This is a genomic window from Marilutibacter aestuarii (assembly GCF_006546775.1).
Classification (GTDB): domain Bacteria; phylum Pseudomonadota; class Gammaproteobacteria; order Xanthomonadales; family Xanthomonadaceae; genus Marilutibacter; species Marilutibacter aestuarii.
On record NZ_VICE01000006.1, the window covers coordinates 42,468 to 63,414 of the forward strand.

Below are 20,947 nucleotides of genomic sequence, written 5' to 3' on the forward strand. Positions count from 1 at the left end.
CGCGGCAGGCAGGCCTGCCGGGGACGTCGATGCGACGCCCCGTCGGATCATCGCAGGGCCGGTGTGATCAGACCGGCAATTCGTTCAGCTTGCGCTCGTCCTCGGTCAGGCTGCGCGAGAAGCCGGGGCTGCGGAAGATGCGGTTGCCGTAGTCCTCGATCGCCTTCGCGTCCTTGGGCAAGGCAACGCCCAGGGCCGGCAGGCGCCAGACGATGGGCGCCATCGCGCAGTCGGCGAGGCTCATTTCCGGGTTCAGGAAGAACTTGCTGGCCTTGAACAGCGGGACCGAGGCGGTGAGCAGGTCCTTCAGGCGCTTGCGCCCTGCATCGGCCTGGGCCTTGTTGCCCAGCTGGATGGCCTGCACCTGCGGCACCCAGTCGTGTTCCAGCCGCAGCATCGCCAGTCGCAGCCGCGCGCGCGACAGCGGGTCGACCGGCATCAGCGGCGGGTGCGGGTAGCGCTCGTCGAGGTACTCGCTGACCACGCTGGCGGCGTACAGGACCAGTTCGCGCTCGACCAGGGTCGGCACCGAGTGGTAGGGGTTGAGGTCGATCAGGTCTTCCGGCGGGTTCTGCGGGTCCACCGGGATCAGATCGTAGGTGACACCCTTGGCGGCCAGCACCAGACGGACCCGATGGCACAGGACGCAGTCGGTCGAGGAAAACAGTGTCAGGGCATTTCGCATACGGGGACTTGCCGCCATCATCGACCTCTCCTGGGACCGGCGGGCACTGCCGCGCCCACCCGTCATCAAGACGCCGCCCACCCCTTGTGGTCGGTCGCCACGGTCTCGAGACTGCCTGCCCGCCGCCTGTCAGTAAAGCCCCCGACGGCTGCGATGCGCCCGGCCGGGGCCAGGGCGCACCGGCGGTTCCCCCGGGTCAGTGCACGTCGCGCCAGTATTCCTTCTTCAGCACCCAGGCCAGCAGCGTGAACACCGTCAGGAACAGGATCACCCAGACGCCAAGGCTGTGGCGCTTGAGGGCGGCCGGCTCGCCGGCGTACTCGAGAAATGCAGTGATGTCGCGCGCCGCCTGGTTGAAGCCGGCGGTGTCCAGCGTGCCGGCCTCGGTGACCTTCAGGCCGGTGACGTGGCGCTCGCCGTTCTCGTCGGGCTCGCCGTACTCGGCGTGCTGCAGGCCCTGCAGCTCCCACAGCGGGTTCGGCATGGAGGCGTTGGGGAACAGCTTGTTGTTCCAGCCCAGCGGACGCGACTCGTCGAGGTAGAACGACTTCAGGTAGGTGTAGACCCAGTCACTGCCGCGCGAACGGGCGATCAGGCTCAGGTCCGGCGGCATCTTGCCGAACCAGGCGTTCGCGTGTTCGGCCGTCATCGCCACCTGGATCTGCTCGCCGAACTTGGCGCCGGTGAAGTTGAGGTTCTCCATCACCTCTTCCTCGGTGAGCCCCAGGTCCTCGGCCATGCGCGAGTAGCGCAGGTACTTGAGCGAGTGGCAGCCCGAGCAGTAGTTCATGTACAGGTGGGCGCCGCGCTGCAGGGACGCACGGTCGCCCAGGTCGGTGCCGGCCTGTTCGACGGCGCCGCCCGAAGCGGCGGCGGCGCTGGCGGAAACCAGCAGCGCGCCAACGAGGACGCCAGCAAGAGACAGGGTGAACTTCTTCACGATGGTCATGGTCCGGTCGGTTCGGTCGGTTCGGTGCTTGGCGTTGGTGTCAGTCATGCATCGTCACCCGTTCCGGCACCGGCTTGGTCCGGTCGAGCTTGGTCCAAAGCGGCATGGAGATGAAGAAAGCGAAGTAGAAGAAGGTCAGGACGCGGCCGACGATGGTCTCGACCGGATCGGTGCCCGGGCCGGCGCCGATCTTGCCCAGCCACACGAAGGCGAAGGCGAAGGCCAGCAGCATCACCCAGGAGAAGACGCCCCGGTAGCGGTACGACCGGACCTTGGCCTTGTCCAGCCACGGCACCAGGAACAGGATCGCGATCGCCGAGAACATCACGACCACGCCGCCCAGCTTGTCCGGCACGACGCGCAACATGGCGTAGTACGGGGTGTAGTACCAGACCGGCTTGATGTGCTCCGGGGTCACCAGGCGGTTGGCCTCGACGAAGTTGTCGTGCTCGAGGAACCAGCCGCCGAACGCCGGCGCGAAGAAGATGATGAAGGCGGCGATGATCAGGAAGAAGCCGACGCCGAACAGGTCCTTGACCGTGTAGTACGGGTGGAACGGGATGCCGTCCTTCGGCTTGTTCGCGTCCCAGCGGTTGCCCTTCGGGCCCTTCTTGATGTCGACGCCGTCCGGGTTGTTCGAACCCACCTCGTGCAGGGCGCCCAGGTGCAGCACGACCAGCAGCAGCAGGACCAGCGGCAGCGCGATGACGTGCAGCGCGAAGAAGCGGTTGAGGGTGGCGTCGCCGGGCAGGTAGTCGCCCATGATCCACTCGACCAGTCCGCCGCCGATCACCGGGATCGCGCCGAACAGCGAGATGATCACCTTGGCGCCCCAGAACGACATCTGGCCCCACGGCAGCACGTAGCCCAGGAAGGCCTCGGCCATCAGCACCAGGTAGATCAGCATGCCCAGGATCCACACCAGCTCGCGCGGCTTCTGGTACGAGCCGTACATCAGGCCGCGGAACATGTGCAGGTAGACCACGATGAAGAACAGCGAGGCACCGGTGGAGTGCATGTAGCGGATCAGCCAGCCCCACTCCACGTCGCGCATGATGTACTCGACCGACGAGAACGCCTCGGCCGCGGACGGCTTGAAGTGCATCGTCAGGAAGATGCCGGTCAGGATCTGGTTGACCAGCACCACGATCGCGAGCGAGCCGAAGTAGTACCAGAGGTTGAAGTTCTTCGGCGCGTAGTACTCGGTCATGTGCTTGCGGTAGGCCGGCATCATGCCGGGCGCGCGTGCGGTGACCCAGTCGAAGACGTTGTTGGCGGTACGGGTGATGATGTTGGACATGGCTTACGCGGCCCCCTGCGGATCGACGCCGATGACGATGGTGGTGTCGTTCTCGTAGTAGTGCGGCGGCACCACCAGGTTGGTCGGGGCGGGGACGCCCTCGAACACGCGGCCGGCCATGTCGAAGCGCGACTTGTGGCAGGGGCAGAAGTAACCGCCCTTCCATTCCGGATCGAACGGCTCGGGCCGGATCTCGGCCTTCATCTCGGGCGAACAGCCCAGGTGGGTGCACAGGCCGACGAGCACCGAGACCTCGGGCTTGATCGAGCGCAGCTCGGGATCCTGCTCGAGCACGTAGGCCGGCTGCTGCTCGGGGTTCTCCGACATCGGGTCGCGCAGGTGGCTGTCCAGGGTCGGCAGCGCCTCGAGGATCGCCTTGGACCGCTTGACGATCCAGATCGGCTGCCCGCGCCATTCCAGCACCAGGCGCTCGCCTTCCTGCAGCGCCGTGATGTCCGCGGTCACCGGTGCGCCGGCCAGCTTGGCGCGCGCACTGGGGTTCCAGGACTTGATGAACGGCACAGCCGCAACACCCGCGCCTACGGCGCCGACCACGGCGGTGGTCGCCGTCAGGAACCGGCGGCGGCCGGTGTTGACGGGTTCATGGATAGGATCGTTGACCCCTTGGTTGGCCATCCGGCACTCCGCAAATCTTGATATCGAAGTTCACCGCGGGCGCGCCACTGGCGACGGCTCGCGGCTTATAAAGACGGGAAAGTGTAACGGAAGCCTTAACGAGCCGACAATCCTTGGATGCATCCGCGATGCCCGTCACGCTCCCGCCGCGCGCCCGGACGGGCGCAAAGGCCGCTGCGACGGCCTTCCCGCGACGACAAGGGGGTTTCAGCGCTGCAGGGTGGCCGCGCGGTAGCGCTCGGCCAGCACGCCCACGCGCTGCACGTAGCGCTGGGTTTCGCTGTAGGGCGGGACGCCGTTGTACTTGTCCACCGCGCCCTCGCCGGCGTTGTAGCCGGCCGCGGCGAGGGTCAGGTCGCCGTTGAAGCGCTTGAGCAGCCACGCCAGGTACTGCACGCCGCCTTCGATGTTCTGGCTGGCGTCGAAGGGATTGCTGACCCCGAAACGCCGGGCGGTGGCGGGGATCAGCTGCATCAACCCCTGGGCACCGGCATGCGAGAGTGCATTGGGGTTGAACGCCGACTCGGCGTGGATCACCGCCCGCACGATTGCCTCGTCGACGCCATGGCGGCGGGCCGCCGCCGCGATCTCGTTGCTGTAGGCCGCGGTGTTGAGTCGGATCGAGCCGAAGTTGACGCCGCTGCTCGCCGAGCAGGCGTAGCAGGTCTCGATGAAGCTGTACTTGATGGTCCGCACCGCGCTGGCATTGGCCACGCCGGCCGGCTTGCGGCTGGTGTAGTGGCGGACGCCGTCCTTGATGTACGAGTACACCTGGCCGGACACGACGCGGGAGCCGGACGAGCCCCGGTTGACGGTCTGGATGGGGGCCGCGTTGGTCATCGCCGGACTGTCGCTGGCCTGGACCGTCCCCGATGCGGGGGAACCGGCGACCGGGTTGGCGGGCGTCGCACTGCCCACCGTGGCCGGGCGCGAGGGCTGGGAGAGGCTGGAAGTCGTCACCGGCACCGAGGGCGCGCTGCGGCCCGGCCGGTAGCTGGTGACCGCCGAGCAGCGGGCGCCGGCGACCTTCTTGCTGACATAGCTCGGGACGCCGTCGGCGCCTTCGCAACGGTAAATCGTGCCCGCGACGGCCGGCGTGGCCGCGAGCAGGCAGATCATCCCCAGTAGTGTGAAGCCCCCCTTCATGGGCGCGAGTGTCACTCCAAATCGCCTGAATTGCCAATACCTGTCCGACAAAACGCGACTTCCGGCCCGTTCCGGCCGCTACAATCAGCGCCCCTGCAGTGCTGTCCGGCACGGAATAACCACCGAACCCCCGGGATCCCCCATGTCCGACCTCCATACCCTGCCGACCGCCTCGGCCCCCTCCGTGCCCGTGCGCGCGGCGCCCGACCGGCCCTCCGGCAAGCTCTTCATCCAGACCCACGGCTGCCAGATGAACGAGTACGACTCGGCCAAGATGGCCGACGTGCTGGCCGCCTCCGACGGCCTGGAACTGACCCGGAACGTCGAAGAAGCCGACGTGATCCTGGTCAATACCTGCTCGATCCGCGAAAAAGCGCAGGAGAAGGTGTTCAGCCAGCTCGGCCGCTGGAAGGCCCTCAAGCAGGGCGGTCGCGACGTCCTGATCGGCGTCGGCGGCTGCGTCGCCAGCCAGGAGGGCGAGGCGATCATCAAGCGCGCGCCCTACGTGGACCTCGTGTTCGGTCCGCAGACCCTGCACCGCCTGCCGGAACTGATCCGCGCCCGGCGTGAGCAGCGGCAGCCGCAGGTCGACATCAGCTTCCCGGAGATCGAGAAGTTCGACCGCCTGCCCGAGCCGCGCGCCGAAGGTCCCAGCGCGTTCGTGTCGATCATGGAGGGCTGCTCCAAGTACTGCTCGTTCTGCGTGGTGCCCTACACCCGCGGCACCGAGATCAGCCGCCCCTTCGAGGACGTCCTGGTCGAGGTCGCCGACCTCGCCGCGCAGGGCGTGCGCGAGATCAACCTGCTCGGCCAGAACGTCAACGCGTACCGGGGCCCGTACGGCGAAGGCGACGAGGCCGACGTGGCCGACCTGGGCCTGCTGATCCGCACGATCGCCGAGATCGACGGCGTCGACCGCATCCGCTTCACCACCTCGCACCCGCTTGAATTCAGCGACTCGCTGGTGGAGGCCTACCGCGACGTGCCGGAGCTGGCCAACTACCTGCACCTGCCGGTGCAGTCAGGCTCCGATCGCGTCCTGTCGGCGATGAAGCGCGGCTACACGGCACTGGAGTTCAAGCAGAAGATCCGCAAGCTGCGCGCGGTGCGCCCGGACATCTCGATCAGTTCCGACTTCATCGTCGGCTTCCCGGGCGAGACCGAGGCGGAGTTCGAGAAGACCATGAAGCTGATCGAGGACGTGGGCTTCGACCAGTCATTCTCCTTCATCTACTCGCGCCGCCCGGGCACGCCGGCCTCCGACCTCGAGGACCACGTGTCGAGCGAGGAGAAGCATGCCCGACTGTCGCGCCTGCAGGCCGCGATCAACGCCAATGCCAAGCGCATCTCCGAGGCGATGGTCGGCAGCGTGCAGAAGGTGCTGGTGGTTGGCGCATCGAAGAAGGATGCCAACGAGCTGACCGGCAAGACCGAGAACATGCGCTCGGTGAACTTCCCCGGCGACCCGCGCCTGCTGGGCCGCTTCGTCGACGTGGCCATCACCGGGGCATTGAGCAACTCCCTGCGCGGCCGGGTCGTCGCCGTCGACGAAGACGCGACCGCCTGAGGCCACGCGTCGATGACGGACGACGCGAGCGCAGCGGAGGCGGAACTGGCCGTACGCCACCGCCTGCTGGCGGTCGTCGCGGTGGTCTGCCTGAACACCGCGCTCTACCTGCTGATCAATGCCCATCCCACGCGGCCGCCCACGCTGCTGCCGGTCACCGCGCTCGACCAGGCGGTGGGTTGGCATGCGTGGACGATCTGGCCGTACTGGCTGTTGCTGTGCGTCAACCCCTTCCTCGCCCTGGGCCTGCGCTCGAAGGCGGTGTTGTGGGCCGCGTTCAAGGCCTATGCACTGGCGATGGGCCTGAACATGCTGGTCTGGCTGGCCTGGCCAACCCGCATCGTGCGCCATGCCCTTCCCGACGGACTGGACGGCGCGACGCGCTGGGCATGGGAGCTCCTGTACGCGCTGGACGAGCCCTACACCTGCTTCCCGTCGGGGCACATCACGATCCCGGTCGTGGTGATGATCGCCTTCGCGGCCCAGCACCCGGCATCGCGACGCTGGATCTGGCTGCCGGCACTGCTGTTCCCCACGATCATGACTACCGGCCAGCACTACGCCATCGACATGCTCGGCGGCGCGGCCACCGCGCTGGCCGGGACGTGGTGGGCCGGGCTCTGGGGGGCGCGGCGCGCGGATGCGCCGGGCGCCGTCGCGACCGGCGTGTCGCGCCCCTGAGCCGGAGGGCGCGGACCGGCTCGGCCTACTCGGGCCGGCGGTATACCGCCTGCCCGTCGACATAGGTCGCCAGCACCGTCAACTCGCGCAGGTCCGCAGGCGCGATCGCCAGCGGGTCCTCGGCGAGCACCACGAAGTCGGCGCGCTTGCCCGCGGCCAGGCTGCCGACCTCGTTCTCGGCGAAGCCGGCGAACGCGGCGTCCAAGGTGAAGCCACGCAAGGCCTCGAAGGCGGTGAGCTTTTCCTCCGGACGCCAACCGCCCACGGGCAGGCCTTGCGCGTCGCTGCGGGTGGTGGCGGCATGCAGGCCCAGGCGCGGATCGACCGACTCGACCGGGAAGTCCGAACCCAGGGCCAGGCGCGTGCCGCTGTCGCGCAACTGGCGCCAGGAATAGGCCCCCACGATGCGCGCAGGACCCAGCCGGTCCTCCGCCCACGGCATGTCGCTGGTGGCATGGGTCGGCTGCATCGAGGCGATCACGTGCATGCGGGCCAGTCGCGGCAGGTCTTCGGCGGCAAGCACCTGCGCGTGTTCGATGCGCCAGCGATGCTCACCGTCGCGGCGATCCCCAAGCACGTCGGCATAGGCCTCGAGCACTTCGTGGTTGCCGCGGTCGCCGATCGCGTGGGTGGCGACCTGCACGCCGCAATCCATCGCCTTGCGGGCGACCTCATGCAGCCCTTCGGGCGAGGTCACCATCAGGCCGCGATTGCCGGCGTCGTCGCTGTAGTCGGCCAGCAGGGCCGCCCCGCGGCTGCCAAGGGCGCCGTCGGCGTAGACCTTCACCGTGCGCATCTGCAGGCGCCCGGAGGGATGCCGGTAGAGCCCGTCGCGGCAGAGCGCCGCGAGCGCGTCGCCATCACCCGCGGCCATCGCGGTGATGCGCATCGGCAACGCGCCGCGGTCGGCCAGGCGCCGGTAGCGCTCCAGCCCGGCCAGGTCGACGCCGGCATCGTGCGCCCCGGTCAGGCCGTGCGCCACGGCGTCCTGCATGCCGAGCACCAGCGCGCGTTCGGCGAGTGCTTCGTCCAGCGGCGGCCGCGCGGCGTCGACCAGTGCCGAGGCGGCGTCGACGAAGATGCCCGTCGGCTGGCCGTTGGCGTCCCGGACGATGCGCCCGCCTTCGGGTTGCCAGTCGCCCGCCAGGTCGCGCGTCACGGCCCGCATGGCGACGCTGTTCGCCCAGCCGGCGTGGCCGTCGATCCGCTCCAGCCAGACCGCGCGGTCCGGGAATGCCGCGTCGAGGTCGGCGGCGGTCGGGAAATCCCGCTCGGGCCAGTCGTTCTGGTCCCAGCCGCGACCGATGAGCCAGGTACCGGCAGGCAGGTCGCGGGCGAACGCGCGCAACCGCGCCAGCACCTCGCTCTTGTCGCGCGTGCCCACGAGGTCGGCGGTCAGCTTCGTCATCCCCAGGCCAGCGACATGCCCGTGCGCATCGATCAGCCCCGGCACCACGGTCGCCTCGCCCAGGTCCAGCGGTTCGGCATCCGGATAGCGGGCCGCGAGCGCCTCGGCCGGACCGGTCCCGAGGATACGGCCGCTCCCGTCGAAGGCGATGGCCTGCACGCGGGGTGCATCCGCTTCCATGGTGTGGATGGTGCGTGCACGCAGCACGGTCACGTCCGCGGCGTGGACGGTGCTGGTCGACAGCGCCAGGGCGGCCGCCAGGGCCAGGCAACGAATGCGCATCCTCGATCTCCCTCCGGACAGGCCTGCGACTGTGCGCGAGCGGCGGGCGCCGGATCAAGCCCCCGCCCGGAGCCCGCCGGTCGGGGCTCAGTCGACGAGGTGCGTCACGATCACCGGAGCGCTGGCCAGGGTCCGGTGGACCGGGCAACGATCGGCGATCCGCAGCAGGTCCTCGCGTTGCGCCGCGTCGAGATCGCCGACCAGGCGCACGCGACGGGTGATGCGCTCGACGTGGCCGTCGCGCTCGGCGCACTCGGCGCAGTCGCGGGCGTGTACCCGCTCGTGGACGAGTTCGATGTCGACGTCCTCCAGCGGGATGCGCTTGCGATCGGCGTACATCCGCAGGGTCATCGAGGTGCAGGCGCCCAGGCTCATCAGCAGCAGGTCGTAGGGCGTGGGGCCGCGGTTGCCCCCGCCCATCCCCAGCGGTTCGTCCGCCAGCAGTGCGTGCGAGGCGCTGTAGAGGCCGCGCAGGAAATGCTTGTCGAGCTCGGTGACCAGCACCTCGCCCTCCTCCACCGTCCCGGCAGGCCGCGTGGGTGGCGCCATCAGGCCCAGGTAGCGTCCGGCCCACGCGGCCAGGGTGGCGCTGACGTACTCGGCGTCCTCCTGCCGCGACAGCAGGTGGTCGGCGCGATCGAGCGAGATGAAGCTCTTGGGATGCAGGGCCGCTTCGTAGATGCGCGCCGCCTGTTCGATGGGCACCACCTCGTCGAGCGGGGAATGGAACACGAGCAGGGGGCGCCCCAGCCTGCGGATGTGGCCGGCGGACGCGTGCGCGTCGAGGTCGTCGAGCAGCTGCCGGCGGATGTTGAAGCGGCGCGGCCCCAGGGTGACGCTCGCCTCGCCGTCGCGATGCAGGCGCTCTTCCACGTCGGCGAACAGGTGCTTGACGTGGTCGGCGGTGGCCGGGGCTCCGATCGTCGCCACGGCCTTCACGCCGGGCAGGGACTGCGCGGCCACCAGCACCGCCGCCCCGCCCAGGCTGTGGCCCACCAGGAGGCTGGGGGCCGAATGATGCGCCTCGAGCGCCTGCGCGGCGGCCAGCAGGTCCGCCACGTTGGACGAAAAATCGGTGTTGGCGAAGTCGCCGTCGCTGCCGCCCAGGCCCGTGAAGTCGAAGCGCAGCACGGCGATCCCGCGCGCGGCCAGTCCACGGCTGATGCGGGTGGCCGCGGCGATGTCCTTGCCGCAGGTGAAGCAGTGGGCGAACACCGCGTAGCGCCAGTCTTCCGGGCGCCCCGACAGGGGGGTCTCCAGCAGCCCGGCCAGGGTCTGGCCCTCTGCGTTGGCGAACTCGAACTTCTGGCGCGGCATCGGCGGGCCCCGGGTGACGGCGGTGCATGCACGGTAACCGGGACGCTGTGACAAAGTAGTGGGGAGCCCTTCACCGGACAGGAACCCCCATGCTCAAGTGGCAGGACGTGATCGCATTCGCCCGCGACGGCAACCCCAGGCCCGCGCGCCGGGTCGAGAAGAGCGAGGCCGAATGGCGCGCGCAACTGAGCCCCGAACAGTACCGCGTTACCCGCCAGGCCGGTACCGAGCGGGCCTTCAGCAATCCGATGTGCGGCCTGCTGGAGCCCGGTCGTTACCACTGCATCGGCTGCGACAGCCTGCTGTTCGACGCCGGCGAGAAGTTCGACTCCGGCACCGGCTGGCCGTCCTTCACGCAGCCGGCGACGGTGGAGGCGATCGCCTACCGGCTGGACGAGAGCCACGGCATGCAGCGGGTGGAAACGATGTGCAACACCTGCGACGCCCACCTCGGCCACGTGTTCCCCGACGGCCCGCCGCCCAGTGGCCTGCGCTACTGCATGAACGCGGTCGCCCTGCGCAAGGCGGCCGACTGAAGCACGGCCTCAGTCGAGCCGCTTGCGGAAGCGCTGGATCGCCAGCGTCATCATCACGGCGGTGAAAGCCAGCAGCGCAAGCACGTCGGGCCACAGTTCCCACAGGCTCGCGCCGCGCAACATGACCCCGCGTATCAGCCGCAGGAAATGGGTCAGCGGCAGCACCTCCGCCAGCCACTGCACCGGCCGCGGCATGCCCGCGAACGGGAACATGAAGCCCGACAGCAGGATCGACGGCAGGAACACGAAGAACGTCATCTGCATGGCCTGGAACTGCGACCGCGCGCGCGTCGAGATCAGCAGGCCCAGGGTGAGGTTGGCCAGGATCAGCAGGATCGAGGCGACGTAGACGTCGAGCACGCTGCCCAGCACGGGCACCTTGAACAGCCAGACGCCGAGCAGCAGCACGACGCTGGTCTGGACCAGGCCGATCACCGCGTACGGCAGCACCTTGCCGATCATCAGTTCGGCCCGGCTGATCGGCGTGGCGATCAGCAGCTCCATGTTGCCGCGCTCGCGCTCGCGGACGATCGCCACGCCGGTGAACAGCACCATGGTCATGGTCAGGATCACCCCGATCAGGCCCGGCACGATGTTCACCGCCGAACGTCGCTCGGGATTGTAGAAGGCCACCACCCCGATCGGCGCCACGCGCCCGGGTGCGGCGGCGGCGCCGGCCGTCGGCGACGCGATCGGCATCTGCGCCAGCTGCACCGCGGCGCTCTGGACCACGGTATCGCTGCCGTCGACCATCACCTGCACCAGTTCGCGCCCCTCGATGCGGCGGCGCTCGAAGTCGCGCGGGACCGCCACGCCCACGCTGATCTCGCCCCGACGCAGCATGTCGACCAGTTCCGCCGGCGTGTCGGCGCGGGCGACCGGTTCGATCACGCCGGTCGCCAGCATGTCCATGACGAGCTCGCGCGAGGCGCGCGTGCCCGATTCGTCGACGATGGCGGCGTCCAGCCCGCGCAGGTTGAGGTTGATGGCGTAGCCGAACAGCACCAGCTGCATGACCGGGATGCCGATGATCATCGCCAGCGTGACGCGGTCGCGGCCCATCTGCCGCAGTTCCTTCAGCACGATCGCCCACAGGCGGCGCCCGTTCATGCCCCGCCTCCCGCATCCGGCCCCGGATGCAGCTCGCGGTGGGTCGGGCTGCCGCGCGTGGCGTCGACGAACACGTCCTCCAGGTTGGGCTCGACCCGATCGACCGCGGCGTCGCCGTCCTGTTCGCGCAAGGCATCGCGAACGCGCGCCTGCGCATCCTCGCCATCGCCCGCCAGCACCCGCAATGCGTTGCCGATCTGGGCGACGCTCAGGATGCCCGGCAGGTCGACCAGCAGGCGCTTGGCCCGGCGCGGTCGCGACGATTGCACTTCGAGCGTGCGGCCGGCCAGCCGCGCGGTGAGCTCGGCCGGGGTGCCGTCGGCGACCAGCACGCCGCGGTCGAGGATGGCCAGGCGATGGCAGCGCTCGGCTTCGTCCATGTAGTGGGTCGAGACCAGGAGGGTGGTGCCGGCGTCGGCCAGCTCGAACAACTTCTCCCAGAAGTCGCGGCGCGACTCGGGATCCACCGCGCTGGTGGGTTCGTCGAGGAACAGCAGTTCGGGTGCGTGGATCACCGCCGCGGCCAGCGCCAGGCGCTGCTTCTGCCCGCCGCTCATGGTGCCGGCCAGCTGAGCCTGCCGGTCGCCGAAGTGGTACTGCTCGACGAGTTCGTCGATCCGTGCGCGCGTGCGCCGTCGCGGCACGCCCTGCGCGGCAGCCATGAACTCCAGGTTTTCGCGGACCGACAGGTCCTCGAACAGGGAGAAGCGCTGAGTCATGTAACCGATCCGCTGCCGCAGCGCCTCGGCCTGCGCGGGGATGTCCAGGCCCAGAACGCGAATGTCGCCGCGGGTCGGGATCAGCAGGCCGCACAGCATGCGGATGGTGGTGGATTTGCCCGATCCGTTCGGCCCCAGGAAGCCGTACACCTGCGCCCGGGGCACGCTCAGATCGACCGCGTCGACGGCGACCAGGTCGCCGAAGGACCTGGTCAGCCCGCGGGCGCGGATCGCGATCGCGGCATCGTCGTCGGCATTGGAATTCGACATGTCAGCAGGCGTCGCCCGGGCGCAGGACGGGGGGCAGCGCCCTCGCCTCCTCGCGACGCCGGCGCCCCTCACGCTCGCGGCCCCGCTCCAGCACGATACGGCGCCCGACGCGGGCGGCCCGGCGGGTGGAGGTCGCGCGCAGCATCGCAGGCAGGCACTCGCGCCTCATTCCGCCGCCTCCTCGCCTGCCGCCGGGAAGGTCGCGGTGACGGGTACGCCCACCGGCAGGTCCTGCACGCCCTCGCCGTGGAGGCTGATCTCGGCGACATAGCTCAGGCGCGCCGCGTCCTCGCCGGTCAACGCGTAGTACGGCGTGAAGTTCGGTTCGCCCCGGATCATCCGCACTTCGCCATCGAAGGCATCGTCGCGGCCCTCGATGCGAACCCGCGCCTTCTGCCCCACGCGGATCAAGGCGCGGATCGGCTCGGGCACGTAGACGCGCGCGAAGGGGGCGTCGCCGACCAGCAGCACCGCCAATGGCGCACCCACCGGGGCCTGGTCGCCGAGTTCGTAAGGGAGTTGCTCGACGAGGCCGTTGCGCGGCGCGACGACATCGAGCTTGGCCAGGTCGACGGCCTGGGCCCGGGCCTCGGCCCTGCGCGCCGCCTCGGCGGCAGCGCCCTGGGCGATGGCTTCGCTGCGGCTGCCGCGTTCGAGTTCGAGCAGCGCCGCCTCGGCCTGGCGGACCACGGCGCTGGCATTGGCGGCAGCGGCACGTGCACGGTCGACGTCGGCCGCGGCGACGAGTTGGCGTCGACCCAGTGGCTGGAGCCGCGCATGGTACGCCCGTGCGTCCGCGGCCTGCGCTCGTGCCGCGGCAAGCTGTGCGCGGGCCTGCTCGATCGACTCGCTGCGCGGTCCGGCCTCCAGTTCGGCAAGCGCCTCGCCGGCCTGGCGCGCCTGGGCACGCGCGGCCTCCAGGCGCGAGCGGGTGCGCGTGGTCTCCAGTTGCAAGATGCGTTCGCCGGCGCGGACGACCTGCCCTTCGCGCACGTCGATCGCGACGATGCGCTCGGCCGCGGGCGCCGGCAGCGTGATGCGGTCGCGCTCGAGCGTGCCCAGCGCATGCGGGGCGTCCCCATCGCAGGCCGCCAGCGTCGCGCTCGCCAGCAGGCAGGCCAGCAGGGTGCGGGGGTTCATCGTGATGCCTCCACCGTAGCGGCGGGCAACTCGAGCCCGCGGTCGAGCAAGGCCAGCGTGTGCCGGCGCAAGGCGTCGAAATCGAGGTCGTCGGCACCGAACAACTGCCGCCATACCGGCGCGCCGGCGATCGGGAACATGGTCAAGCCGACCAGCGAGACCATCAGCAGGCGGGGGTCGAGATCGGCGTTGAGCTCGCCGCGCTCGCGGGCCTCGGCGAAGCGCCCGGCCATCATCAGCGGCAGTCGTGGCCCGAGCCGCTCGAACAGGACGTCGCGCAGGCCACCCCCTTCGCACAGGACCTCGCGCACCCACAGTGCCGGCAGCCACGGATGGGCGGCGACCAAGGCGCCGATGCCCTGCACGAAACCGGCGACCAGACCGGCGACGTCGTTGCCCTCGCCGGCGACGCGCGCGCGCAGGCCCTCGAAGGCCGGCAGGATGCGTGCCTCGATCACCGCCTCGCGCAGCCGCGCCTTGTCGCCGAAGTAATAGTGCAGCAACGCGGGATTGACCTCGGCCTGGTCGGCGATCCGGCGCAGCGTGGTGGCCGCGATGCCGTGTTCGACCCAGCAGGCGATGGCGGCGTCGAGCACGCGCTCACGCTGGTCGGGTGCGTCCGCGCCCGGACGCCCGGGCGGCCGCCTGCGCGACTTCGCGCCCCCGCCCGATGCGGGACGGGGGCGGCCGCGCGGGCCCGGCGGGTTGGCTGGCTGGCTCATGCGGTTATTTAATTGAATGATTAATTTAATTGCAAGTGCCGGGTATTCCCGCGCCCTGCCCGCATGGCTCCGGTGCGGGTCACGCGGGCCGAACGCATGCGGGGCTATCCTTCTTTTCCTGATCTTCCGCTTTCGCCACGATGCCCAAGGACGACACGAGACCCCCGCCCCGCCTTCGCGACCAGGCCCTGGCCCTCTGGCTGCTCTCGCTGGGCCTGCTTGGCATGCTCCGTTTCGCGATGCGCGCGGTCCGCGATGGCACTGGCGGCGCCGATGCAGTGGCCTGGGCCTACCTGGTCGGCGGCGCACTGGTCGCGCTGTGCGGGGCCAAGGCATGGCGCCGCCGGCCACCGCCGGGCTGACACGCCCCTTGCCTTCCCGTGTTTCGCCCTGATCTTCCCGGATCGACCCGCCCGACCCTTTTCCCAGCCGAGCACGCATTGAACGACTCCGCCTCCCGCGCCACCACGTCCGAATTCGCCCTCGATCCCGCCGACGCCGAGCGCCTGGCCAACCTGGCCGGCCCGTTCGACGCCCACCTGCGCCTGCTCGAACTGCGCCTGGGCGTGGAGATCGCCAACCGCGGCAACATCTTCAAGGTCACCGGCGCCAAGGGCGCGGTCAAGCGCACCGAGAAGCTGCTGCACGCGCTGTGGCAGGACGCCGGTACCGAGACCCTGGACGAGCCGGCGATCCACCTGCGCCTGGCCGAAGCCGGCGCCGATCGCATGGCGCAGGACTACGCGCCACAGGACGTCGCCATCCGGGTCAAGCGCGGCACCGTGCGCGGTCGCGGCGCCAACCAGGCCAAGTACCTCCACGCGATCGCCACCCACGACATCAACTTCGGCATCGGGCCCGCCGGTACCGGCAAGACCTTCCTCGCGGTCGCCAGCGCGGTCGAGGCCCTGAATGAGGGCCGCGTGCACCGCCTGATCCTGGTGCGTCCGGCGGTCGAGGCCGGCGAGAAGCTGGGTTTCCTGCCCGGCGATCTCACCCAGAAGGTCGACCCGTACCTGCGCCCGCTCTACGACGCGCTGTACGAAATGCTCGGGGTCGAGAAGGTGGTCAAGCTGCTGGAGAAGAACGTCATCGAGATCGCGCCGCTGGCGTACATGCGCGGCCGCACCCTGAACGATGCCTTCGTCATCCTCGACGAAGCCCAGAACACCTCCATCGAGCAGATGAAGATGTTCCTGACCCGCATCGGCTACGGCAGCACCGCGGTCGTCACCGGCGACATGACCCAGATCGACCTGCCGCGCCACCAGAAGTCGGGGCTCAAGGACGCCATCGAAGTGCTGCACGAGGTCGACGGCATCTCGTTCACCTTCTTCGAGTCGCGCGACGTGGTGCGCCACCCGCTGGTCGCGCGCATCGTCAACGCTTACGATGCACGTGATGCGACGGACGTCCAGTCCGGCGCCAAGGGCTGAACACAGGCCATGACCCAAGGTCCCGTGCGACTCGATGTCAGCGTCACCTACGGGCTCCCGCGCACCGGGATCCCGGCCGCGGTGAGCTTCCGCAAGTGGGTGGCCGCCGCCCTCGACGGGCGCATCCGCGAGGCGGACCTGGCCGTGCGCATCGTCGACGTCCGCGAAGGGCGCGCGATGAACCGCCATTTCCGTGGCAAGGATTACGCCACCAACGTGCTCAGCTTCCCGGCCGAACTGCCCGAAGGCCTGCCCAGCGACGTCAGGTTCCCGCTGCTGGGGGACCTGGTGATCTGCGCGCCCGTGGTCGCCCGCGAGGCGCGGGACCAGAAGAAGCCGCTCGCCGCGCACTATGCCCACATGACCGTCCACGGCGCCCTGCACCTGCTGGGCTGGAACCACGAGGACGAACGCGAGGCCGAATGCATGGAGCAGCTCGAGCGCGAGATCCTCGCCTCCCTGGGCATCGCCGACCCGTACCGGGTGGACTGAGCCGGCCGACCCGCCGGGAGAAGCGCAAGCCCCCGTTTCCGCGTTAGACTCGCCCCGACGCCCAACCCCCGCGGGCGTTTGAACAGATGCAATGTCCGAGGACGACAGTAGTACCTACCCCAGCGACGCCGGCGACAAGCCGCAAGAGAAGCGGCGCTCCTGGCTCGACCGGATCAGCTCGGCGCTGTCGGGCGAACCCACCACCCGCGAGGACCTGGTCGAACTGCTGCGCGACGCGCAGGCCGACGGCCTGATCGCGGCCGACACGCTGGCGATGATGGAAGGCGCGATCGGCGTGTCCGACCTCAGCGTCGGCGACGTGATGATCCCCCGCTCGCAGATGGTGGTGCTGCCGGCCGACGAGCCGCTGCCGGAGCTGATGAAGCAGGTGGTCGAGTCGGGCCATTCCCGGTTCCCGGTCCACGGCGAGGACAAGGATGAGATCCTCGGCATCCTGCTGGCCAAGGACATGCTGCGCGCGGTGGTGGCCGGTGACGACGAGGGGCCGATCGGCATCCACGAACTCCTGCGCCCGGCGGTCCTGATCCCCGAATCCAAGCGCCTGGACGTGTTGTTGCGCGAGTTCCGGCTCAGCCGCAACCACATGGCCATCGTCATCGACGAATACGGCGGCGTCGCCGGCCTGTTGACCATCGAGGACGTGCTCGAGCAGATCGTCGGCGAGATCGACGACGAGCACGACGACGCCGAGGATCCCAACGCGCTGATCGCGGCGCAGGCCGACGGCCAGTACGTGGTCGACGCCCTGACCCCGATCGACGACTTCAACGAGCGCTTCGGCGCCGACTTCGACGACGACGAGTACGACACCATCGGCGGCCTGGTGATCGCCGCGATCGGGCACCTGCCCGAGGCGGGCGAGGAGCTCACGCTCGGTCGCTTCGTGTTCCGCGTCTCCAGTGCCGACGCCCGCCGCGTGCACGCCTTCCACGTGGGCATCCTCGGCGATGCGTGACCGCTGCCGGGCCCGGCTGCCGGCGATGCTGCGCCTGCCCCTGCTCTGGCTGCTCCTGGCCTTGAGCGCCGGCGCCTGGGCGCAGGCAGGCGACGCGCCGCGGATCGGCGTGGTCACCATGCAGCCGGGCGAGGTCTTCTTCGAGAGATTCGGGCACAACGCCATCCTTGTCGAGGATCCCGCCACGGGCGAGGCGACCGCCTACAACTTCGGCTACTTCGACCCGACCGAACCCGATTTCGTCGCCCGTTTCGTCAAGGGCCACATGCGCTACCAGCTGGCCGCACTGCCGATCGCCCAGGACCTGCGCTACTACGAGCAGGTCGGCCGCGGCGTGTCCATCCAGTGGCTGGCCCTGACCGACGCGCAGGCGCGCGCCCTGGCCGCGTCGCTGGCGGAGAACGCCCGTCCCGAGAACGCGCACTACCGCTACGACTACTTCACCGACAACTGCTCCACCCGCGTGCGCGACGCCCTCGACGCCACCCTGGGCGGTGCCCTCGCACGGCAGACGCAGGGGCGCTCGCACGGCACCAGTTTCCGCAGCGAGGCGCTGCGGCTGGCCTCGCCGGCGCCGTGGATGTGGCTGGGTTTCGACATCGGCCTGGGCCCGGCCGCGGACGTCCCGCAGCCGCTCTGGGGCGAATCCTTCGTGCCCATGCGCCTGGCAAGCGCCTTGCGCGAGGTCGCCAATCCCGCGACGGGCAAGCCCCTGGTCGAGTCCGAGCAGGACGTGCTGCCGCACCGCCTGCCGCCCGAGCCGGTCGAACGGGCGCGGGCGTGGTGGCCGTGGGCATTGGCCGGCGTCCTGCTGGGCTACGGCATGGCCTGGCTGGCCCGGCATCGACCGCGCCTGGTCGCCGCCACCGCGCTGCCGATCTGGGCACTGGCGGGCACGCTGGGTGCGCTGATGCTGTTCATCTGGTTCGGGACCGAACACCGTTTCGGCTGGGCCAACCGCAACCTGTTCCTGTTGTCGCCGCTGTGCTGGTTGTTGTTGCCCGGCGGCTGGCGGATCGCGCGAGGCCGCGCGGGCGGCCGCCTGTTCGGCCTCGTGCTCGCCGCGGTCGCGGTCCTGCCGGTGGTCGGCCTGTTCTCCTACTGGCTGCCGGTGAGTCCGCAGCAGAACCTGCACTGGATTGTCGTGCTCGGGCCGGTCCATGCAGGGCTGTGGGTGGCACTGCGATCGAAGGCAGCGCCGCGGGCGGCGTGAGCCGGTTGCCGCCCCCGGCGCCAGCGGGCAGGATGGCCGCATGAACCTGGGCACCCCGAGCAGCCTCATGAACTGCGTCGCGTACGGACGCGACGGCGCGCGGCGCGAGATCAGCCTCGACGAGATCGAAGGCGTGCTTGCCCGCGACGACGGCAGCTTCGTCTGGGTGGGCCTGTACCAGCCGCCGGAAGCCCTGCTGGAACAGCTGCAGGACGTCTTCGGCCTGCACGACCTCGCCGTCGAGGACGCCCACAACGCCCACCAGCGCTCGAAGATCGAGGGATACGGCAATTCGATGTTCATCGCCGTGCGCACGGCGCAACGCATCGACGACGCGATCCGCTTCGGCGAGACCCAGATGTTCGTCGGCGAACGCTACCTGGTCACCGTGCGCCACGGTGCCTCGATCAGCTATGCACCCGCGCGGGCACGCATGGAGCGCGAGCCGGAACTGCTGCAGCACGGCAGCGGCGCCGCGCTGTACGCGGTGCTGGACATGATCGTGGACAACTACCGGCCGATCGTCGACGAGTTCGACGACGAGCTCAACCGCCTGGAGCGCGACATCCTCGGCGACGGTTTCCACCACGGCACCGTGCGCAAGCTCTACGTCCTCAAGCGCGAACTCACCCGCCTGCGGATGTCGGTCTCCCCGCTGCAGGACGTGCTCGGGCAGCTGACGCGATCGCGCCACGCGCTGATCCACGACGAGTTGCAGCCCTACTTCCGCGACGTGCTGGACCACGTGCTGCGGATGAACGAGATCACCGACATGCTGCGCGAGATGCTCACCGCGGCGGTCAGCATGAACCTGTCGCTGGTGACCGTGCAGCAGGGCGAGACGGTCAAGCGCCTCGGTGCCTGGGCGGCCCTGCTGGCCGCGCCGACCCTGATCACCAGCTGGTACGGCATGAACTTCGTGCACATGCCCGAACTGCAGGGGCGCTACAGCTACGCCATGCTGATCGGCGCGCTCGCCGCCACCAGTTACCTGCTGTACCGCCTGTTCAAACGGGTGGGCTGGCTCTGAGCGAAGGCCCGGGGATGGGCCCGGCGGGGCGATCAGCCCGCCAGCCGGGCGGAGAACGCTTCGAGGGCATCACGACCGACCGGTTCGCCCGGCAGCAGCGGCAGTTCCAGCAGCGGCACCCCCGGTAGCGAACGCGCCAGTTCCTCCAGGTGCCCGGCCTCCAGTGCGGCGCGATGGGCCAGGAACTCACCGGCATCGAGCGGCGAGCGCTTGTTGACCACCAGCCCGCCCACGTGGATGCCCGCGCGCTGCAGCTGCGCGTGCAGCTCCAGCGTCTCCAGCACCGGCAGGCGCTCGGCGGTGAGGACGATGACGAAGGCGGTGCGCTCGCGATCGGCGAGGACCTCGCGCAGGTGCTCGAAGCGGTGGCGACGCCGGTTGAGCAGGCTGCGGATGCGATCGTCGCGCGCATCGGCGGGATCGCCCGCGCCCCGCGCGCGTCCACCCTCCACCGCCCCGATCGCCTGGCGGCCGACGTCGTCGTCGCGGCCGAGGCCGCGCAAGACCTCGCCGAAATGCCGGCTCCGTGACTGGCGGTGGAGCATGCCGTCGACCCATGCCGACATCATCTCCGGCAAGGCCATCAGGCGTGCGGTATGGCCGGAAGGCGCGGTGTCGAACACCAGCAGGTCGTGGTCGCGGTCGCCCTGCTCGACCAGTTCGGCGATGCGTTCGAGCATGGCGGCCTCGTGCATCCCGGGTGTCTCGCGCGAGAGCGCCATGTGCCTGTCGACCTCGGCACCCAGGTGCTCGGGCATCAGCTTGCGCAACGCCGCGCCGACCTCCTCCAGGTGGGCCCGCGCCGTCTGTTCGGGGTCGAGCTCAAGGCCGTCGAGGTTGGGCGCGAGCCGCCGCACGCGCGCGCCGATCTCGCAGCCCCACAGATGCCCCAGGTTGTGCGCCGGATCGGTCGAGACCAGCAGCACGCGACGGCCCTCGCGCGCCGCCGCGAGGGCGGTGGCGGTGGCGACGGTGGTCTTGCCGACGCCGCCCTTGCCGCCGATGAAGAGGACGCGTCGCGCGCGCGCCAGGCTCCGCAGCATGCCCCCGGCCTCAGCAGCAGCCGACGTGGTCGAGCGGGGAACGTTCCAGGCCCATGCGGCGATGCCAGTCGTGGAAGCGCTCGTACATCACCGGCATCAGCTCCATCGTGTAGCAGGCCGCGGGATTGGGCACGCCCAGCGTTTCGGCGAACACCAGCAGCATGAACAAATCGTCCTCGTCGCGACGCGCGCGGGCGAAGGTCCGCCGGTAGGGGGCGGCGTAGAACTCCTGCAGCCCCGCCGCCAGCTTCTGCAGCAGGGAATCGTCGCCGGGCGCGCCGCCCGCCAT

The 20,947-nt window shown here is 69.9% G+C and carries 23 protein-coding genes; 9 read left to right on the plus strand and 14 right to left on the minus strand.

The window, feature by feature from the left end:
* Positions 1-67: 67 nt before the first annotated feature.
* The 5 genes from FKV25_RS00795 to FKV25_RS00815 all read right to left on the minus strand — a co-directional run bounded on the left by FKV25_RS00795 (position 68) and on the right by FKV25_RS00815 (position 4,716).
* The gene (locus tag FKV25_RS00795) at positions 68-703 is read right to left on the minus strand and encodes a glutathione S-transferase N-terminal domain-containing protein (RefSeq protein ID WP_141516880.1); all 636 of its coding nucleotides are present in this window, start codon (positions 701-703) and stop codon (positions 68-70) included.
* 178 nt (positions 704-881) lie between these two features.
* Positions 882-1,634, minus strand: a complete 753-nt coding sequence (locus tag FKV25_RS00800) for a cytochrome c1 (RefSeq protein ID WP_141516917.1) — start codon at positions 1,632-1,634, stop codon at positions 882-884.
* 40 nt (positions 1,635-1,674) lie between these two features.
* Entirely contained in the window at positions 1,675-2,934 is a 1,260-nt protein-coding gene (locus FKV25_RS00805) for a cytochrome b (RefSeq protein ID WP_141516881.1), read from the minus strand.
* A 3-nt stretch (positions 2,935-2,937) separates the two neighbouring features.
* On the minus strand, positions 2,938-3,570 hold the full coding sequence (gene petA, locus FKV25_RS00810) for a ubiquinol-cytochrome c reductase iron-sulfur subunit (RefSeq protein ID WP_141516882.1): 633 nt from the start codon (positions 3,568-3,570) through the stop codon (positions 2,938-2,940).
* Between the two features lie 207 nt (positions 3,571-3,777).
* The gene (locus FKV25_RS00815) at positions 3,778-4,716 is read right to left on the minus strand and encodes a lytic transglycosylase domain-containing protein (RefSeq protein WP_141516918.1); all 939 of its coding nucleotides are present in this window, start codon (positions 4,714-4,716) and stop codon (positions 3,778-3,780) included.
* 142 nt (positions 4,717-4,858) lie between these two features.
* Here FKV25_RS00815 and miaB point away from each other — a divergent pair, with 142 nt between their 5' ends.
* Both miaB and FKV25_RS00825 read left to right on the plus strand, forming a co-directional pair.
* The gene (miaB, locus tag FKV25_RS00820) at positions 4,859-6,283 is read left to right on the plus strand and encodes a tRNA (N6-isopentenyl adenosine(37)-C2)-methylthiotransferase MiaB (protein ID WP_141516883.1); all 1,425 of its coding nucleotides are present in this window, start codon (positions 4,859-4,861) and stop codon (positions 6,281-6,283) included.
* 12 nt (positions 6,284-6,295) lie between these two features.
* Complete coding sequence (locus FKV25_RS00825; RefSeq protein WP_141516884.1) at positions 6,296-6,964, plus strand: phosphatase PAP2 family protein; 669 nt, start codon at positions 6,296-6,298, stop codon at positions 6,962-6,964.
* Positions 6,965-6,989: 25 nt separating this feature from the next.
* Here FKV25_RS00825 and FKV25_RS00830 read toward each other — a convergent pair whose 3' ends face one another.
* Both FKV25_RS00830 and FKV25_RS00835 read right to left on the minus strand, forming a co-directional pair.
* Positions 6,990-8,654 carry an amidohydrolase gene (locus FKV25_RS00830; protein ID WP_141516885.1) on the minus strand — a complete coding sequence of 555 codons (1,665 nt, stop codon included), beginning with the start codon at positions 8,652-8,654 and terminating at the stop codon, positions 6,990-6,992.
* An 87-nt stretch (positions 8,655-8,741) separates the two neighbouring features.
* Positions 8,742-9,971, minus strand: a complete 1,230-nt coding sequence (locus FKV25_RS00835; protein ID WP_141516886.1) for a bifunctional alpha/beta hydrolase/OsmC family protein — start codon at positions 9,969-9,971, stop codon at positions 8,742-8,744.
* An 89-nt stretch (positions 9,972-10,060) separates the two neighbouring features.
* On the opposite strand from FKV25_RS00835, the gene msrB reads away from it, so the two are divergent.
* The gene (msrB, locus tag FKV25_RS00840; RefSeq protein ID WP_141516887.1) at positions 10,061-10,507 is read left to right on the plus strand and encodes a peptide-methionine (R)-S-oxide reductase MsrB; all 447 of its coding nucleotides are present in this window, start codon (positions 10,061-10,063) and stop codon (positions 10,505-10,507) included.
* A gap of 9 nt (positions 10,508-10,516) precedes the next feature.
* Here msrB and FKV25_RS00845 read toward each other — a convergent pair whose 3' ends face one another.
* From FKV25_RS00845 to FKV25_RS00860, 5 genes are read right to left on the minus strand one after another with little or no spacing between them, the layout of a single operon-like run.
* Complete coding sequence (locus tag FKV25_RS00845) at positions 10,517-11,617, minus strand: ABC transporter permease (RefSeq protein ID WP_141516888.1); 1,101 nt, start codon at positions 11,615-11,617, stop codon at positions 10,517-10,519.
* Positions 11,614-12,567 carry an ABC transporter ATP-binding protein gene (locus FKV25_RS00850; protein WP_141516919.1) on the minus strand — a complete coding sequence of 318 codons (954 nt, stop codon included), beginning with the start codon at positions 12,565-12,567 and terminating at the stop codon, positions 11,614-11,616. The genes FKV25_RS00845 and FKV25_RS00850 overlap by 4 nt, the downstream gene beginning before the upstream one ends.
* Positions 12,568-12,607: 40 nt before the next feature.
* Positions 12,608-12,775 carry a hypothetical protein gene (locus FKV25_RS16065; protein ID WP_170218455.1) on the minus strand — a complete coding sequence of 56 codons (168 nt, stop codon included), beginning with the start codon at positions 12,773-12,775 and terminating at the stop codon, positions 12,608-12,610.
* Positions 12,772-13,746 (minus strand): HlyD family secretion protein, encoded by a 975-nt coding sequence (locus FKV25_RS00855; protein ID WP_141516889.1) that lies wholly within the window; start codon positions 13,744-13,746, stop codon positions 12,772-12,774. The genes FKV25_RS16065 and FKV25_RS00855 overlap by 4 nt, the downstream gene beginning before the upstream one ends.
* Positions 13,743-14,468: a TetR/AcrR family transcriptional regulator gene (locus FKV25_RS00860; protein WP_141516890.1), complete on the minus strand. Its 726-nt coding sequence runs from the start codon at positions 14,466-14,468 to the stop codon at positions 13,743-13,745. The genes FKV25_RS00855 and FKV25_RS00860 overlap by 4 nt, the downstream gene beginning before the upstream one ends.
* A 140-nt stretch (positions 14,469-14,608) precedes the next feature.
* Between FKV25_RS00860 and FKV25_RS00865 the strand changes: the two genes are divergently transcribed.
* From FKV25_RS00865 to FKV25_RS00890, 6 genes are all read left to right on the plus strand, one after another.
* Entirely contained in the window at positions 14,609-14,830 is a 222-nt protein-coding gene (locus tag FKV25_RS00865; protein ID WP_141516891.1) for a hypothetical protein, read from the plus strand.
* Positions 14,831-14,908: 78 nt separating this feature from the next.
* Complete coding sequence (locus tag FKV25_RS00870; RefSeq protein ID WP_141516892.1) at positions 14,909-15,904, plus strand: PhoH family protein; 996 nt, start codon at positions 14,909-14,911, stop codon at positions 15,902-15,904.
* A gap of 9 nt (positions 15,905-15,913) precedes the next feature.
* Positions 15,914-16,396, plus strand: a complete 483-nt coding sequence (gene ybeY, locus FKV25_RS00875; RefSeq protein WP_141516893.1) for an rRNA maturation RNase YbeY — start codon at positions 15,914-15,916, stop codon at positions 16,394-16,396.
* A gap of 91 nt (positions 16,397-16,487) precedes the next feature.
* A complete protein-coding gene (locus tag FKV25_RS00880; RefSeq protein WP_141516894.1) occupies positions 16,488-17,372 on the plus strand; it encodes a CorC family transporter in 885 nt (294 codons plus the stop codon).
* A complete protein-coding gene (locus tag FKV25_RS00885) occupies positions 17,365-18,585 on the plus strand; it encodes a lipoprotein N-acyltransferase Lnb domain-containing protein (RefSeq protein ID WP_246071808.1) in 1,221 nt (406 codons plus the stop codon). The genes FKV25_RS00880 and FKV25_RS00885 overlap by 8 nt, the downstream gene beginning before the upstream one ends.
* A 40-nt stretch (positions 18,586-18,625) precedes the next feature.
* Entirely contained in the window at positions 18,626-19,615 is a 990-nt protein-coding gene (locus tag FKV25_RS00890; RefSeq protein ID WP_141516895.1) for a magnesium and cobalt transport protein CorA, read from the plus strand.
* A 32-nt stretch (positions 19,616-19,647) separates the two neighbouring features.
* Here FKV25_RS00890 and FKV25_RS00895 read toward each other — a convergent pair whose 3' ends face one another.
* Both FKV25_RS00895 and FKV25_RS00900 read right to left on the minus strand, forming a co-directional pair.
* A complete protein-coding gene (locus FKV25_RS00895) occupies positions 19,648-20,658 on the minus strand; it encodes an ArsA family ATPase (RefSeq protein WP_141516896.1) in 1,011 nt (336 codons plus the stop codon).
* A 10-nt stretch (positions 20,659-20,668) separates the two neighbouring features.
* Positions 20,669-20,947, minus strand: a complete 279-nt coding sequence (locus FKV25_RS00900; RefSeq protein ID WP_141516897.1) for a cory-CC-star protein — start codon at positions 20,945-20,947, stop codon at positions 20,669-20,671.

What these genes read in the sequence shown, in the direction of transcription:
- FKV25_RS00795 (WP_141516880.1), bottom strand. Translation starts at nt 703, where the DNA reads ATGGCGGCAAGTCCCCGTATGCGAAATGCCCTGACACTGTTTTCCTCG.
- FKV25_RS00800 (WP_141516917.1), bottom strand. Translation starts at nt 1,634, where the DNA reads ATGACCATCGTGAAGAAGTTCACCCTGTCTCTTGCTGGCGTCCTCGTT.
- FKV25_RS00805 (WP_141516881.1), bottom strand. Translation starts at nt 2,934, where the DNA reads ATGTCCAACATCATCACCCGTACCGCCAACAACGTCTTCGACTGGGTC.
- petA (WP_141516882.1), bottom strand. Translation starts at nt 3,570, where the DNA reads ATGGCCAACCAAGGGGTCAACGATCCTATCCATGAACCCGTCAACACC.
- FKV25_RS00815 (WP_141516918.1), bottom strand. Translation starts at nt 4,716, where the DNA reads ATGAAGGGGGGCTTCACACTACTGGGGATGATCTGCCTGCTCGCGGCC.
- miaB (WP_141516883.1), top strand. Translation starts at nt 4,859, where the DNA reads ATGTCCGACCTCCATACCCTGCCGACCGCCTCGGCCCCCTCCGTGCCC.
- FKV25_RS00825 (WP_141516884.1), top strand. Translation starts at nt 6,296, where the DNA reads ATGACGGACGACGCGAGCGCAGCGGAGGCGGAACTGGCCGTACGCCAC.
- FKV25_RS00830 (WP_141516885.1), bottom strand. Translation starts at nt 8,654, where the DNA reads ATGCGCATTCGTTGCCTGGCCCTGGCGGCCGCCCTGGCGCTGTCGACC.
- FKV25_RS00835 (WP_141516886.1), bottom strand. Translation starts at nt 9,971, where the DNA reads ATGCCGCGCCAGAAGTTCGAGTTCGCCAACGCAGAGGGCCAGACCCTG.
- msrB (WP_141516887.1), top strand. Translation starts at nt 10,061, where the DNA reads ATGCTCAAGTGGCAGGACGTGATCGCATTCGCCCGCGACGGCAACCCC.
- FKV25_RS00845 (WP_141516888.1), bottom strand. Translation starts at nt 11,617, where the DNA reads ATGAACGGGCGCCGCCTGTGGGCGATCGTGCTGAAGGAACTGCGGCAG.
- FKV25_RS16065 (WP_170218455.1), bottom strand. Translation starts at nt 12,775, where the DNA reads ATGAGGCGCGAGTGCCTGCCTGCGATGCTGCGCGCGACCTCCACCCGC.
- FKV25_RS00855 (WP_141516889.1), bottom strand. Translation starts at nt 13,746, where the DNA reads ATGAACCCCCGCACCCTGCTGGCCTGCCTGCTGGCGAGCGCGACGCTG.
- FKV25_RS00860 (WP_141516890.1), bottom strand. Translation starts at nt 14,468, where the DNA reads ATGAGCCAGCCAGCCAACCCGCCGGGCCCGCGCGGCCGCCCCCGTCCC.
- FKV25_RS00865 (WP_141516891.1), top strand. Translation starts at nt 14,609, where the DNA reads ATGCCCAAGGACGACACGAGACCCCCGCCCCGCCTTCGCGACCAGGCC.
- ybeY (WP_141516893.1), top strand. Translation starts at nt 15,914, where the DNA reads ATGACCCAAGGTCCCGTGCGACTCGATGTCAGCGTCACCTACGGGCTC.
- FKV25_RS00880 (WP_141516894.1), top strand. Translation starts at nt 16,488, where the DNA reads ATGTCCGAGGACGACAGTAGTACCTACCCCAGCGACGCCGGCGACAAG.
- FKV25_RS00885 (WP_246071808.1), top strand. Translation starts at nt 17,365, where the DNA reads ATGCGTGACCGCTGCCGGGCCCGGCTGCCGGCGATGCTGCGCCTGCCC.
- FKV25_RS00890 (WP_141516895.1), top strand. Translation starts at nt 18,626, where the DNA reads ATGAACCTGGGCACCCCGAGCAGCCTCATGAACTGCGTCGCGTACGGA.
- FKV25_RS00895 (WP_141516896.1), bottom strand. Translation starts at nt 20,658, where the DNA reads ATGCTGCGGAGCCTGGCGCGCGCGCGACGCGTCCTCTTCATCGGCGGC.
- FKV25_RS00900 (WP_141516897.1), bottom strand. Translation starts at nt 20,947, where the DNA reads ATGGCGGGCGGCGCGCCCGGCGACGATTCCCTGCTGCAGAAGCTGGCG.